Annotated in this window: 10 protein-coding genes; 4 read left to right on the top strand and 6 right to left on the bottom strand. The window is 60.9% G+C overall.

Annotated features, from left to right (window positions below; genetic code table 11):
- Nucleotides 1-27: 27 nt before the first annotated feature.
- Nucleotides 28-1,845, bottom strand: a complete 1,818-nt coding sequence (gene typA / locus CFE428DRAFT_RS29020) for a translational GTPase TypA (protein ID WP_042726037.1) — start codon at nt 1,843-1,845, stop codon at nt 28-30.
- A 368-nt stretch (nt 1,846-2,213) separates the two neighbouring features.
- Between typA and CFE428DRAFT_RS37955 the strand changes: the two genes are divergently transcribed.
- Together CFE428DRAFT_RS37955 and CFE428DRAFT_RS29015 are read left to right on the top strand one after the other, a co-directional pair.
- Nucleotides 2,214-2,369: a hypothetical protein gene (locus CFE428DRAFT_RS37955; RefSeq protein ID WP_006983289.1), complete on the top strand. Its 156-nt coding sequence runs from the start codon at nt 2,214-2,216 to the stop codon at nt 2,367-2,369.
- A gap of 587 nt (nt 2,370-2,956) precedes the next feature.
- Nucleotides 2,957-3,388 (top strand): NYN domain-containing protein, encoded by a 432-nt coding sequence (locus CFE428DRAFT_RS29015; RefSeq protein WP_006983288.1) that lies wholly within the window; start codon nt 2,957-2,959, stop codon nt 3,386-3,388.
- A gap of 167 nt (nt 3,389-3,555) precedes the next feature.
- On the opposite strand, the gene CFE428DRAFT_RS29010 is transcribed toward CFE428DRAFT_RS29015, so the two are convergent.
- A complete protein-coding gene (locus CFE428DRAFT_RS29010; RefSeq protein ID WP_157447673.1) occupies nt 3,556-4,059 on the bottom strand; it encodes a PH domain-containing protein in 504 nt (167 codons plus the stop codon).
- 776 nt (nt 4,060-4,835) lie between these two features.
- Here CFE428DRAFT_RS29010 and CFE428DRAFT_RS29005 point away from each other — a divergent pair.
- Both CFE428DRAFT_RS29005 and CFE428DRAFT_RS29000 read left to right on the top strand, forming a co-directional pair.
- The gene (locus CFE428DRAFT_RS29005) at nt 4,836-5,678 is read left to right on the top strand and encodes a DUF899 domain-containing protein (RefSeq protein WP_006983285.1); all 843 of its coding nucleotides are present in this window, start codon (nt 4,836-4,838) and stop codon (nt 5,676-5,678) included.
- On the top strand, nt 5,675-5,977 hold the full coding sequence (locus tag CFE428DRAFT_RS29000) for a hypothetical protein (RefSeq protein WP_006983284.1): 303 nt from the start codon (nt 5,675-5,677) through the stop codon (nt 5,975-5,977). The genes CFE428DRAFT_RS29005 and CFE428DRAFT_RS29000 overlap by 4 nt, the downstream gene beginning before the upstream one ends.
- On the opposite strand, the gene CFE428DRAFT_RS28995 is transcribed toward CFE428DRAFT_RS29000, so the two are convergent.
- The 4 genes from CFE428DRAFT_RS28995 to CFE428DRAFT_RS28980 form a co-directional block, all read right to left on the bottom strand.
- Nucleotides 5,974-7,050, bottom strand: coding sequence for a hypothetical protein (locus CFE428DRAFT_RS28995; protein ID WP_006983283.1), 1,077 nt, complete (start codon nt 7,048-7,050; stop codon nt 5,974-5,976). The two genes, CFE428DRAFT_RS29000 and CFE428DRAFT_RS28995, sit on opposite strands and share 4 nt — an antisense overlap.
- A gap of 115 nt (nt 7,051-7,165) precedes the next feature.
- Nucleotides 7,166-9,145 carry a choice-of-anchor Q domain-containing protein gene (locus tag CFE428DRAFT_RS28990; protein ID WP_157447672.1) on the bottom strand — a complete coding sequence of 660 codons (1,980 nt, stop codon included), beginning with the start codon at nt 9,143-9,145 and terminating at the stop codon, nt 7,166-7,168.
- Between the two features lie 23 nt (nt 9,146-9,168).
- Nucleotides 9,169-12,993, bottom strand: coding sequence for a beta strand repeat-containing protein (locus tag CFE428DRAFT_RS28985; protein WP_006983281.1), 3,825 nt, complete (start codon nt 12,991-12,993; stop codon nt 9,169-9,171).
- Nucleotides 12,983-13,312: a hypothetical protein gene (locus CFE428DRAFT_RS28980; protein ID WP_006983280.1), complete on the bottom strand. Its 330-nt coding sequence runs from the start codon at nt 13,310-13,312 to the stop codon at nt 12,983-12,985. Before CFE428DRAFT_RS28980 ends, CFE428DRAFT_RS28985 begins: the two co-directional genes overlap by 11 nt.
- Between the last annotated feature and the right edge of the window lie 122 nt (nt 13,313-13,434).

The following is a 13,434-nucleotide window of genomic DNA, read 5'->3' as shown; positions in this document are numbered from 1 at the left end:
GCGGTTCTACCACCCAATGCCCGGCAATTACATCACCTTCTGGCTGGCCCGCTTGCGGGCGTTGGCCTCGAGGACCTTCTTGCGCAGGCGGAGGCTCTTCGGCGTGACCTCGACGTATTCGTCGGGCGCGATGTACTCGAGGCTGCGCTCGAGGGTCATCTTCAGCGGCGGCGCGAGCGAGATGCCCTTGCCGTCGCCCTGGCTGCGCATGTTGGTCAGCTTCTTGGCGCGGCACGGATTCACCGGCATGTCGTCCGGGCGAGCGTTCTCGCCGATGATCATGCCCTCGTAAATCTCCTCCTGCGGCGCGATGAAAAGACGGCCACGTTCCTGGATGGTATCGAGGGAGTAGGCGGTGGAAATGCCACCTTCCATGGCGACCAGCACGCCGTTGTTGCGCGTGGGGATTTCACCCTTGTGCGGCCCGTATTCCTTGAAGAGGTGCGACATGATGCCGTGGCCCTTCGTCGCATTGACGAGGTCGGTCTCGAAGCCGATCAAGCCGCGCGTCGGGATGGTGGCCTGCACCGTGACGGTGGTCGTCTGGTGCTCCATGTTGATGATGTCGGCCTTGCGCCAGGCGAGGGATTGCAGGATGTCGCCCAGGTTCTCGTTCGGCACGTCGACATACAGGCTCTCGTACGGCTCGAGCAGCGTGCCGTCGTCTTCCCGGCGATAGATGACCTCCGGACGCGAAACCAGCACCTCGAAACCTTCGCGACGCATCTGTTCGACCAGGATGGCGATCTGCATTTCGCCGCGGGCCTTGATGTCGAAGTGGCCGGCGGTGTCCGTGTCGTTCACCTCGATGGAGACGTTGGTGAGCGTCTCGCGAATGAGCCGTTCGCGCACCTGGCGCGCGGTCAGCAGCTTGCCTTCGCGACCGGCCAACGGGCCGTCGTTGATGCAAATCTTCATGCTGATCGTCGGCGGATCGATGTCGACGAATGGGAGCGGCACGCGCTCTTCGGTGTCGGTGATGGTCTCGCCGATGTAGGCGCTTTCGAAGCCGCAGAGGCCGACGATATCGCCCTCGCTGGCATTCTTCAGTTCCACCTTCTGCAAGCCCACGTGACCGAAAAGCGCGGTGACGGCGGCGCGCTCGCGGCGTCCGTCCTTATTGATTCGCACCACGCTGTCGCCCACCTTGACGCGGCCCGAGATGATACGCCCGTAAGCGATACGACCCAGGTAGTCGCTATAGTCGAGGTTCGAAATGAGCATCTGGAAATAGCTCACGTCGCTCTTCGCGGGCGGCGGGATGTGCTTGATGATCGCTTCAAAGAGCGGCTCCATCGTCTCGCTCTTGTCGTGAATCTCGCGCATGGCGTAGCCATCGCGCGCGCTGGCGTAGATGACCGGGAAATCGAGCTGCTCGTCCGTCGCATTCAGCTCCATGAAAAGGTCGAAGACGAAATCGAGCACCTTGTGCGGGCGGGCGTTTTCGCGATCGATCTTATTGATGACGACGATCGGCTTGGCGCCATTCTCCAGCGCCTTCTTGAGGACGAACTTGGTCTGCGCCTGCGGGCCATCGTGGGCGTCGACGACCAGCAGCACGCCGTCGATCATCTTCATGATGCGCTCCACCTCACCGCCGAAGTCGGCGTGGCCGGGGGTGTCGACGATGTTCACGTGATAGTCGTGCCAGCGGAAGGCGGCGTTCTTGGCGCGGATGGTGATGCCCTTTTCCCGCTCCAGGTCCATCGAGTCCATGATGCGGATCTCGCTGGCCTTGGCCTCGTTGGCGCGGAAGGTTCCGGCTTGCTTCAGAAGTTGGTCGACGAGGGTAGTCTTCCCGTGGTCAACGTGGGCGATAATAGCGATGTTGCGAATATGATCCATTTCAATGTCCGTGATGTGGTCGGCGTGCAAAGGGCGCGGAATATGGAGGCTGATGGCGGGGGCGTCAACGAATATGCCGGTGACTTTTTCGGGGCGCAAGGAGACGCGCTGAGCCGCGTCCAACATCCAACACCCAACACCCAACGTCCAACATCCAATCAAGAAGCCCCTGATTTCATCGCCAAGGCTCGAATGAAAACCGGTCCCGCGGCGGGCATTGGATGTTCGATGTTGGGCGTTGGATGTTGGATGTTTGGCCGGAGGCCTCCTCGATGTTTGGCCGCAGGCCCCAAACTTCCCCTTGACCTTACGGGACGCTTCCCTTAGCCACTGCCCTCCACTTTTCAGAAACCACCAGACACTTCCTTATGGGACAGCAATCCAACAAGATCCAGAAACGCCGCCGCCGCCTCGCCTACCTCGAACGCCTGAAGGCCAAGGCCAAAGCCGCCGCCATCTCCAAGCCGGCCAAGAAGAAGGTCGCCCCGAAGAAGGCTGCCGCCGAAGCTCCCGCCGCGGAGTAAGGCACCCTCGCCGCGCTCGGCGAGCGTCGGACGCATTTTTTTCGCCACAAAAAGGCGCAAGAGACACAAAAGGCCATCCGGCCGAGGTGTGTCGTCTTGCGCCCTTTGTGTTTTTCCTGCGTGCCGTAAATGGATTTCTGCCGCGCCCCTGGAAAACGCGATCAATAGCAGAGTAGAGTGGCTGCGGCATCCTGCCACTGGTCGTGCGGAAATCAGCGGCAGGATGCCTCTCCCACTTTGATTCCTCGGCTGCCAACATCCTCATTCGATGTGACTCAACACGGTCGCTCCCGAGTTCCCCTTTTGTGTCTTCTGCGCCTTTTTGTGGCCATCCCTCCCCCCTCCCCCCTCTGCAGTGCTAACCATGAAAATGTCCGCACGACGCGTAGAATTTTTGGCCCGCGAATCACGCAAATAACACGAATGAGGGCAGATCATTCGCGTCATTCGGGTGATTCGCGGGTCACTTTCCCTTCCCTGTCTTTTCGCATGTTCGTGGCTCCCCTTTTGGTTGCGGCTTTGCCGCGCTGCGGCTCTGCGTTTAAAATTCCTCGCCCTTCCCCCGCTCCACTCGGAATAGTCACGCCATGCGCTATCTCATCGTCGATGGTCACAGCGTGATCTTCGCCTGGCCCGAGCTGCGCAAACTGCACGGTCGTCGCACCGAGATCGCGCGCAACGAACTCGTCAAGCTCCTCACCGACTACCAGGATGCCAGCGGGGTCCGGGTCGTCGTGGTTTTCGATGGTCGCGGCGCGAAGGCCAACGAAGACACCGCTCCCGGCGGCATCCAGATTTTCTACTCCGCGACGGGTCAGACCGCCGACAGCATCGTCGAGCGACTCGTCGCCAAATACGCCAGCCAGCACGAGATCACCGTCGCCACCGACGACCATCTCGAGCAACAAACCGCCACCACCTTCGGCGCCCTGGTAGTCAGCGCCGAGGGCCTCCGCCCCTGGCTCGACGACGCCCAACGCGACCTCGCCCGCCGGATCAAACAACACCGGCGGAAGTAAATTTACGCCACTACCGCCCAAGCATTACCCACATTTTTCAGTAGTTCCTGCAAACAGAAGGAGTGCCTGCGAATCACTCAAATTACGCGAATGAAATCATTCCGAATTCGTGTCATCTGAGTGATTCGCGGGCTTCTCCACTGCCTTTTTTGAAAGGCGAGTAATGCCTAGACTGCCGCGTCAACAAAAGCTTGGGCGAATCCTTCCCGGTTCTCGGGCGAAATCACCACCGGCCAGCCGCGATGACGCGTGATGACAATGCGGTTCGCGTAGGCGCTCGCGGCGACGAAATGCAGGCCGAGCGCACCGGAGTAAGCCAGGCCCGAAGTACCGCAAAAGCCCCAGATGCCGAACAGGCCGAGTGTGCCTTTGCGCGTCACGGCCGCGGGGGAAGTCAGGGAGAGGATTTCCGCACGGCGGATGCGGCGGCTCCAGAGCAGGCGACGGATGACGATGCCATCGGAATCCAGCGAATAGCCGGTGACCATGCAGCCCAGGGCGAGACCGAGCAAACCGAGCGGAATGCCCGCACCCATGAGCAGCGCTCTGCTCGAAAAATCGAAATGATGGGCGAAGAAATCGAACAACGCATACCCCAGCACAATCGAGATGAGGGTGGTGATGCTTTTCACGCTCGTACACCAAGGCGCGCTAAAGGAGGATGTCTTCATGAAATTCAGCCGCTGCTTATAGCATTCCTCAGACCGTTTTTCCACGGCCTTTGTGGATGTCATGAAGCGATGAATTGTAGCGACGGCGCTCTGGCGCCGCTCGGGAGCGAGCGTCAACCAGGCCATGTCCCCGCGCCCTCGGCGGAGGTTCGCCTCGCCTCCTATCTCCCTCGAGGCCGTTATGCACTTCCTTGAAGGCTCTTCGCTGTTTGGAGTGGGTGCCGAAGGCTTGGCGTTCTCCCGCGGTGAAATTATGGCAGTGAGCGCGAAGCGCCTGGAAAAACCCTGTCATCCTGAGCGGAGCGGGGAAGCACCGGCGTAGTTGAAGGACCTCCGACTTCCGCGGGTTTTTGCGCGGAGCGTCGGTTAGCTCTCGAAGAGAAACCGTCTTCTCCAGTGGAGTGGATGAGAAGAAGGATATTGGAGGTACTTCTTCTTCCGTAGGGCAAAGATGGTATAGCGAATAACAGTAACGCGTGTATCTCAACTCCGTCACACCGTCACACGGCTCCGCGCGAAAACCCACGGAGATCAGAGGTTTGCCCCACAGTCCCATAGGCGTCTCGCAGACTCGGCTTTCGACTCCGCCCCATGCTTCCCCGCTCCGCTCAGGATGACCTTTTTTTGGGGCGCTTCGCGCTTACTGCTATGATTTCAACGCGCGCATAGGCAGTTCGTATGCCACCCCACTCCAAACAGCGAAGAGCCCCAAAACTTCACTTCCGGTGTCCTCCGGGAGCCGGTTCGTTCGTCGTGATGTTGAAAGCCATTCAATTATGAATCCATCGACTAACACCTCGTCTCGCACAGAAGCTCTGACTTCTCATCCGATCGTTTCGCACGAGCAATGGCTCGCCAAACGACGGGAACTTCTCCGCAAGGAAAAGGAACTCACACGCCTGCATGACCAGCTCGCCGCCGAACGGCGTGACCTGCCATGGGAGCGCATCGATAAGAACTATGTCTTCGACGCGCCTGGCGGCAAAGTCCGGATCGCCGATCTTTTCGGCGGCCGCAGCCAACTGGCCATCTATCACTTCATGTTTGGCCCCGACTGGCAGGAAGGTTGCCCGAGCTGTTCCTACGTCTCCGATCACATCAATGCCGCTCTGCCCCACCTCGCAGCGCGCGACGTCACCGTCACCATGGTCTCGCGGGCGCCCCTGGCCAAGATCGAGGCCTTCAAGAAGCGCATGGGCTGGCGCTTCCCCTGGGTGTCGTCCCACGACACCGATTTCAATACGGACTTCCACGTCTCCTTCACCCAGCAGCAGATGGCGCAGGGCAAGGTGGACTACAACTACACGCTGCAGGAATTTCCCAGCGATGAAGCGCCCGGCCTGAGCTTGTTTTACAAGAACCCGTCGGGAGAAATCTTCCACACCTACTCCACGTTCGGACGCGGCCTCGAGTCGCTCCTCAGCACCTACATGCTCCTCGATCTCGCGCCCAAGGGCCGCGACGAAGATGAGCTGCCTTTCTCGATGGCGTGGGTCCGCTATCACGACCGCTACGGCACCGATCAATTCGCCGATGCGGACAAGCCCTACTGGCCCGAGACGGCTCAGGCGGAGACCACCACCTCCTGCGGCTGCGCCTCAACGGAAACCCGGTCATGAACGCCCATCGCTGCTGCCACCACGTCGCGGCGCAGCACCCGGGACCGCGCTCGTTGACTCCACTGCAGCGATTTTATCTCGCGGTGAAGTGGGCCGCCCCGGGCGCGATCCTGATGGTGATGCCCAAATGCCCCATGTGCATTGTCGCCTATGTGGCTCTGTTTACCGGCATGGGCATCTCGTTATCCACGGCAGCGCACTTGCGCATGCTCGTGCTCATTCTCTGCCTGATCTCGATCCTCTTCCTTGCCGCCAAATCGGCGGCAGGGCGGAGGCGGGTGGTCAGCCCGAGGTTTTAAAACATCACTCGCAGGCCGCTGAGCACGCTCCAACCGCCGGGGCTGAAGTTGAACGTCGAGGGACCGACATCGGAGTGCAAGGAGTGGGCCCAGTCGTAACGGCCGGAAACATATACGCCGATATGGCGCGTGAGGTCGACCTCGACGGAAGGCTCGAGGTAAAAGCCCGGCAGGACGTTGGTCTGCGAGGCGTCCCGATGATAGTGGCTGAGGGCGCGGGAATTTCCGTAGAGCGTCTCGTCGTAGTGCGCTTCCCAATCCGCCACGTTCAAGGCGAAGCCGAGGCCGAGGCCCAACCGCACCCGCGAACCGCAGTGCAACGCAAAATTCGGCCCGAGAGAAATCGTATGCAGATTCATGCGCAGCGACTCGCTGACATTGCTGCGAAAGAACGCCGCGTTCATGCTGGACGTGGAGGTGGTCGGGCCGAAGCCGCGTGCGGACGGCGTATCGGAGATCAGTGGACCCGGGCCGAGAAATGAACCGGCATAAGGCGCGAGCGGAATGATGATGCCGCTGGCGTCGTAGGTATCCTGGATCGAAGTCGCCTGGGTGTTGCTGCGCGTCTGCTGCGTGGCGCCGAATACCGCGGAAGACGAGTGCCCGGTATCCGCCTGCGCGAAGGAATAACCGATCACGAAAGAAAGGCTCAACGGTCCCTGCTTGAGCACCGCCGGCGATTCGATCTCGGTGAACCAACCCGCGCCGGACAATTCTTCCGACCAACCGGGATGACTCATCGAGGAACTCGTGCCGAAACTGGTCGTGGTCTGGCTGCCGCCGCCGTTCGCGGAATGAAACACCAGGTTCGTGCCTTGCACTTGCGAGGCGTTGTTGTAACCCCAGTTCCACGTGTCACCGAAGAAGCCGCCGCTGGAATCCTCCCGCACGAAACCGTCATCGTAATTGTGATCGCCATGCCCGAGCGGAATCGCACCCGTGGTGGAATTGCCGGCGCCTCGACCAGCCAGCCAAGGCAGCGGGCGCGATGCGGCGACGCTACCGGTATGCCAATCGAGGCCGCCCAGTTCGCGCCATTGCGGGCCGGACGCTGATGCGCCACGAGGATTCACTGGCCAGAGGTTCCGCGGCGTAAACCGAAGCGGTGGCCAGGGATGAAAGCAGGAAAAGGCGCGGCAAGGATTTCATGAGGCGATGGCGATGGTCGGTGAAGAGTGAGAGCGGCTTTTAGGGTGTCGGGATCTGCCGCACGTAATAGAACCGCGACGGCACCGTGGAAGGCGGCGAACTGGTGAGGGGCGCGCCGTTATCGATCCATTGCGTCTGCGTCCCGCTCGCCTGGATCGGCACCTGCGAATCGAACCAATTGGTCGCGTCATTGGAGAACCGAATGCGGTACCACAGACCCGGCGTGGTCGGGAATTCCAGCAAGATCGTGCTATCGGGCAGGCGGACGATCCGCCCCACCTGGATCCCTTGCGGATTGGGCAGTGGTGTCTGCGAAGTACTCAGCGTCGTCACGGTCAGCACCGGCGTGAACGGATTCGGGAAGAGTCGATTGCTCGTATAGAACTCCAGGTGCATCACCACCGTCCCTTGCACAGCGACGGGATAAGGATAGTCCACATAGACGTCCGGATAGTTCGCGAGGCTGGTGGCGTTCTGCAGTCTGAGCGACGGATAAGCCCCAACGTAGGAGCTGTAGTCCACATGCAGACGGAAACCATTGATCGGCGCCTGGGTCGTGTTGCTCACGTTCACGGACAAATCGAACAACCCGGTCTGGCGATTGAGCGTGGCCGAGGTGCCCACCTGCAACGGCGTCGGATTCACCGTCGCCACCGTGATCGTGGCCGTGGCGATGGGACTCAATCCCGTGCCCGCATTGTCGTTGGAGCCCTGCACATCGAAGGTGGCGCCACCGATGAAGCCCGACGTCGGAGTGAACTTTAAACCCGCGTTACCTTGGGCAACGGTGATGAAGCTGCCGCTGCTCACCGGGGTGACGCCGTCGTTGAGGAAGACCGCTCCGTTTTGGATGTTCGAGATCTTGAAAAACGCGGTCTCAGCACCGTCGGCGGCGTTGCGCGAAATGACCAGGCCGCTGGTCGTCTGCGTATTCGGCAGGGTCGAGGCGTTGGTCACGCTCGGAGTGTCGGCCACTGGATTCACGATGATCGAAGCGGAGACCACGCTGCCGCGCAGATCCACTGCCGTCGTTCCCACCGCGGCTTGCGCGCTGAAACCAAAGCTGGAAGCGAAACTATTGAGATTCGCGCCAGGCGAGAACTTCAGCCCCGCCGCACCTTGCGCCACGGTAATGAAGTCGCCGCTATTGATGACCGTGGCACCGTCATTTTGGTAGAGCGTGCCGCCGCTGATATTCGAGATCTGGTAATTTGTGGTCGTGCCGGCATCGACCGCGTTGGTGGTGATGACCAAACCGCTGGTCGTCTGAGTGTCCTCGTTGGTCGTGGCATTGGTCACCGTCGGCGTGTAGAGCAACGCTTCCACCGCACCGATATCTACCGCAGCACCGATGACGCGCGGAAAGCCAGCCCCGCGCTGGTCGTTGGTCGCGACCTGCACAGTGGCCCCGCCGAAGCCAGTGGCAGTAAGAGGGAGCGTGTTACCCGCCAGGGTACCTCCAAAGATGACGAAATAGTCGGACGATGAACCGACGAGGGTCACCGAACCACCCGCGCCGCCGATGCTGGGCAGACCATTGAGCGCGGCATTGATTGCCGCCAGGCTGGCATTGAAAGAGAGCGGCGAGGTGGAACTCCCGTTGTAGCTCAATGAATAGGCTCCGCTACTGCCACCGACCGTGACTTCCGGGGCCGCGGCGGAGGCTCGACCATTGTCGACCACCGGGCTGCCATCCAACGGAGCCATGGTCAGGGTTGGCCCGCCATTGTTGGCCAGCGGCCCGAGCAGCGGGTTGTTAACACCGACAATGTTACCGTTGACGCCATTGGTCAGGCCACCGCCGGAGCCAACCAAGTTGCCGCTGCTCGTGGAAAGCGCGGCGTTGCCGGTGATGTCGGAGGGATTGCCCCCCGTAGTGTTGCCGGAAACAATGGTGCTCTCGAGCAGCAAGGTGGTCTGCGCGACACCCGGCTGCACATAGATGGCCCCCTGCCCCGACGCGTTGGAGTTGGTATTTCCGCTAACCGTACAGTTGATCAGCGTAGCGGAAGTGGTCAACGACGCGCTCGGCAACTGCACCGTCAGGGCCGACCGAAGGCGCTATTGGAGGACATCGAATTGCCGCTGATCGTACAATTCTGCATCGTCAGGGACGTGCTTCTGCTCGAGCTGTTGAGACGGATGGCGTCGCCAGCTGTGCCGGAGTTGCCGCTGAACGTGGAGTTGGCAATGAAACCAATGGAATCCTGCAGGTAGAGCCCCGAGCAATTATTGCAGAGGTTGCCCGACACAGTGCAGCGGTTCATGGTCAAGGTCGCGAAAGAGATCCCCAGGGCGCCGCCTGTTCCTGTGGTCGTGTTGTTGATGATCGTGCAATCGGTCAGCGAAAGATTGGCTTGGGAATGGATCGCTCCACCAAAGCTCGTCCAGCTGCCATTCGTCAAAGTCAGGCGCGACAGCGTAATCGTCCCGGAGCCACTCGCATTGAAGATGCGACTCTGCGCATTGCCACTGATTGTCGCCGGTCCCTGTATCGTCATGCCTTGGGTGACGGCCAACTCACCGCTGGTCAGCGTGATCGTGCCCACCACGCTGGGATCAAACGTGATCGTTGGGTTGCCACCCAAACTATTGGCGTTGAGCACCGCCTGGCGCAGCGAACCGTCGCCGCTGTCATTGGTATTGAAGACCACAAAACCACTCGGGGCGATGGTGACGGTGGCGTTGCCTGGAGTCCCGATATTGTAACCGGTGCCACTGGCCACATCGAGCTTCACCGCTCCACCGGCCAGGGCCTCGCCAGTGGAGTTGGCATTGGCCGTGAGGGTGACAGTCACCGACGTGGATCCGTTGGGAATGGTCACCGTGCCCGTCCCGCTACCGCTGTTGAAAGTGACGCCGCCGCCGCTCAGGACAAACTGGGACGCAGTCGCCGTGGAGGCCGCGTCGAGTTGGAAATTCACCGTCGCAGCGCCCACACCGCTGCCACGGGTGAAGGTAAAGGAACCCGTCGCGCCGCCCGGCGTCGCGGTGGCAATCGGCGCGGTCACCGTGACATTGTCTCCCACGGTCAGCGAACCACTGCCGGTAACCCCTGACGAAACCGTGTCGGTGGCGGTGACGGTCTGGGTTCCGGCCGTGACCAACGTCACTCCGTTGGTAAACGTGTGAAGGCCATTATCTCCGGCCACGAAGCTGTAGTTTGCCGGCAAAGTCGTGCCCGCGCCGGTATCCGAGGTGGTGAAGTGCACCGTGCCCCGATAGCCAGTCGCGAGATTGTTGAATGGATCCAGAGCGGTGATCGTCACGCTGAACGGTGTCGCCGCCAGCGAGGTGGCCGGCAAAGTCACCGTAAAATGCGTGGCCGCCGCGCCGCCGACGGTAATGTTGCCGCTGGTACCAGTGATGGAACTGGTCGTCGTGTCGGTGCCGGTGATGGTTTGCGCCCCCGCCGTCTTCAGCGTACTGCTGAAGACCCCCTGGCCGTTGGCCAACGTGCTATTGGCCGGCAGCACCGCCTGCCCGTCGGTGGAAGTAAAGTGCATCGTGCCTGTGTAGCCGGTCGCTACGTTGTTGAACTGATCCAGCACCTGCACCAGGAAATTGAATGCAGTACCCGCCGTCGCCGATGTAGGGACGACGATGGCAACGTGCGTAGCGGCAGCCGCGCTCACCACGATGTTATTGGAGGTCGCGCCAGAAACGCCGCCGGAGTTCGTGGTGAAGCCCAGATTCATGGTCTCGGCGATGTTGTAGGAAAGACCGCTGAACGTGGCCACGCCGTTGCTCAACGTCAGGGTCAGGTTCGTCCCCTGCAAGGCGCCGGTGCCGACATTACCGCGGGCCGCCGTCACGGTATCAGTGCTATCGGAGGTGACGACATTTCCAAAGGCATCCTCCAGCTTGACCACCGGCTGCGTGGCAAAGGCGCCGCCGGCGATGGCCGTCGTTGAAGGCTGTGTAGTGACCACCAAATGGGTGGCTGTACTGGATGAAACAGTGATGTTGCCGCTCGTGCCCGTGACGCCGCTGTTCCCAGTATCGGTGGCGGTGACCGTCTGCGTCCCCGCCGTGACCAGGGTCACGGCATTGGTGAACGTGTGGATGCCATTGTCTCCCGGAACGAAAGTATAGTTAGCGGGTAACGTGGTGCCTGGGCCACTGTCCGTGGTGGTGAAGTGCACGGAACCGGCGTAGCCCACAGCGACGTTGTTGAATACATCCAGGGCCGTGACTGTGGCGCCAAAGGATGAACCGGCCGTCGCGCTGGCAGGCGTACTCACGCTCAAGTGCGTAGCGGCCGCCGGGATCACCACGATGCCGCTGGTCGTGCCAGTAATAGCGCCGCTCACCGTGTCGGTACCGGTGATGGTTTGTGTCCCCGCCGTCTTCAGCGTGCTGCTGAAGGTTCCAGCGCCACTGCTCAAGGTGGTGTTTGCTGGCAGCGTCGCCTGGCCGTCGGAAGAGGTAAAATGCACCGTACCGGAATAACCGGTGACGGTGTTGTTGAACGGGTCCTTCGCCGTCACCGTCACATTGAATGGATTACCCGCGGTCGTCGACGACGGCGCGGCCACGACCAAATGCGAAGCGGCTGCCGCATTAACCGTGATATTGTTGGAGGTTGCACCCGAAACGCCGGCGTTCGAGGTGAAGCTCAGATTGATGGTCTCGGCGACGTTGTAGGAAAGTCCACTGAAGGTGGCCACGCCGTTGGTCAGCGTCACCGTCAAAGCGGCTCCCTGCAAAGGACCGGTGCCGACGCTGCCACGCGCCGCGGTCACGGTATGCGTGCTGTCGCTGGTGATGACGTTGCCAAAAGCGTCCTCCTCCTTGACCACCGGTTGCGTGGCAAAGGGGGTGCCGGCTGTGGCCGAAATGGAGGGCTGCGTCGTGACCACCAAATGGGTGGCCGCGCTGGAGAAAACTCCAATGCTATTGCTCGTGCCGGTGATGCTGCTGCTCGCCGTATCGGTCGCGGTGAGGGTTTGCGTGCCCGCCGTAACCAGCGTCACGCCACTCCCGAAAGTGTGAACGCCATTGTCCCCGGCAACGAAAGTGTAGTCCGCGGGCAAAGTCGTGCCAGCGCCGGCATCCGTGGTGGTGAAGTGCACCGTGCCCCGATAACCCGTGGCAGTATTGTTGAACTGATCCAGCGCGGTAATCGTGGTGTTAAACCCCACACCCGCCGTCACGGTGGATGGTGCACTTACCGTAAAATGCGTCGCCGGAGCCGCCGTGTTGGTCAGGGCAATGTTGACGGAGGCTGCACCGGCAGTGACAGCGAGGTTATAAGGTCCGCCCGCCGAGGAATTGGCCGTGAGGACTCCCGCTGTGGCCACGCCGGAGGCATTCGTCTGGACCGTGATGGTATTGGTCAAGTTACTGAACTTCGCCGACGCACCGGTCGCCGGCGTGGTAAAAGTGACATTCGTATTCGGCACCGGATTGCTGGCGGCGTCCGTCACCGTAACGGAAATCCCCGTGGCGAACGCCTGGTTGACTATCGTGGATTGCCCGGCAACACCGGCATTGGGCGTGATCGTGGCCGGGGCGGCCACAAAGTTCGAATAGGTGAAATTGTCCACCGCGATGTAATTCATCACGTCGCCGGACGAAGTCGCCGGCGGCACGGTCTGGGCAACAAGACTGAATTCTACCGTATCGATATCCGTGGAGGCGAAGACCGTGGCGGAGAGATCGAGATGATGCCAAAAGCCCCCGCTGTTGTTCGCGTAATTGTCCGGCGGAGTGCGCAGCGAATCGGTCACCGTCGCGCTGCACACCTGGGTGTTATTTTTCTTTCCGATCACCAGATAGCTCAAGCCTACGGTTCCGGCATTGCCGTTGCCCCCTTCAAAGACAGCGCCGCCCCCATTCGCCGATGGCCAGATATCAAAACTCACCGCGCGGAAAGTGAAACCCGGTCGGTGCCTTGATCCCACCGACGCTGCCTAAAGGTGAACTACCGAGGCCGGTGTCGATATAGCCTTTGGACTCCGGAGTGCTTGTCCCAACGGCCGGTGAGCCGAAATCCGTCGACAAGACGGTCTCCATTTTTCCAGTCAACGACCAGGTCTGTCCTCCGTTCGTAAAGGTGGTGCCGCTGGCAACCGGCACGTTTTCGAAATCCACGACCGTGTTCGCCGCGATCGCCATCACCGATGAAACGATCCAGAACAGGACAGGCAGCAAAAAGGCAAAGTAATGGCGCGTATTTTTCATGCAGGAGAGAAGCAGGTGCTCCCACGCGCCATGGGCAATCGCGCGAGATTTTCCATGGGAGTGAATCCACGGATGGTTCGCCGGGCGTTCTATGTATCCTCCGCACGACAGTCCAGTCAGAA

Source organism: Chthoniobacter flavus Ellin428 (assembly GCF_000173075.1).
Lineage (GTDB): Bacteria > Verrucomicrobiota > Verrucomicrobiia > Chthoniobacterales > Chthoniobacteraceae > Chthoniobacter > Chthoniobacter flavus.
Note: the sequence above shows the minus strand (reverse complement) of the source record. Positions and strands in the feature narration are given on the sequence as shown.

What these genes read in the sequence shown, in the direction of transcription:
- CFE428DRAFT_RS29015 (WP_006983288.1), top strand. Translation starts at nt 2,957, where the DNA reads ATGCGCTATCTCATCGTCGATGGTCACAGCGTGATCTTCGCCTGGCCC.
- CFE428DRAFT_RS29010 (WP_157447673.1), bottom strand. Translation starts at nt 4,059, where the DNA reads ATGAAGACATCCTCCTTTAGCGCGCCTTGGTGTACGAGCGTGAAAAGC.
- CFE428DRAFT_RS29005 (WP_006983285.1), top strand. Translation starts at nt 4,836, where the DNA reads ATGAATCCATCGACTAACACCTCGTCTCGCACAGAAGCTCTGACTTCT.
- CFE428DRAFT_RS37955 (WP_006983289.1), top strand. Translation starts at nt 2,214, where the DNA reads ATGGGACAGCAATCCAACAAGATCCAGAAACGCCGCCGCCGCCTCGCC.
- CFE428DRAFT_RS28980 (WP_006983280.1), bottom strand. Translation starts at nt 13,312, where the DNA reads ATGAAAAATACGCGCCATTACTTTGCCTTTTTGCTGCCTGTCCTGTTC.
- CFE428DRAFT_RS29000 (WP_006983284.1), top strand. Translation starts at nt 5,675, where the DNA reads ATGAACGCCCATCGCTGCTGCCACCACGTCGCGGCGCAGCACCCGGGA.
- typA (WP_042726037.1), bottom strand. Translation starts at nt 1,845, where the DNA reads ATGGATCATATTCGCAACATCGCTATTATCGCCCACGTTGACCACGGG.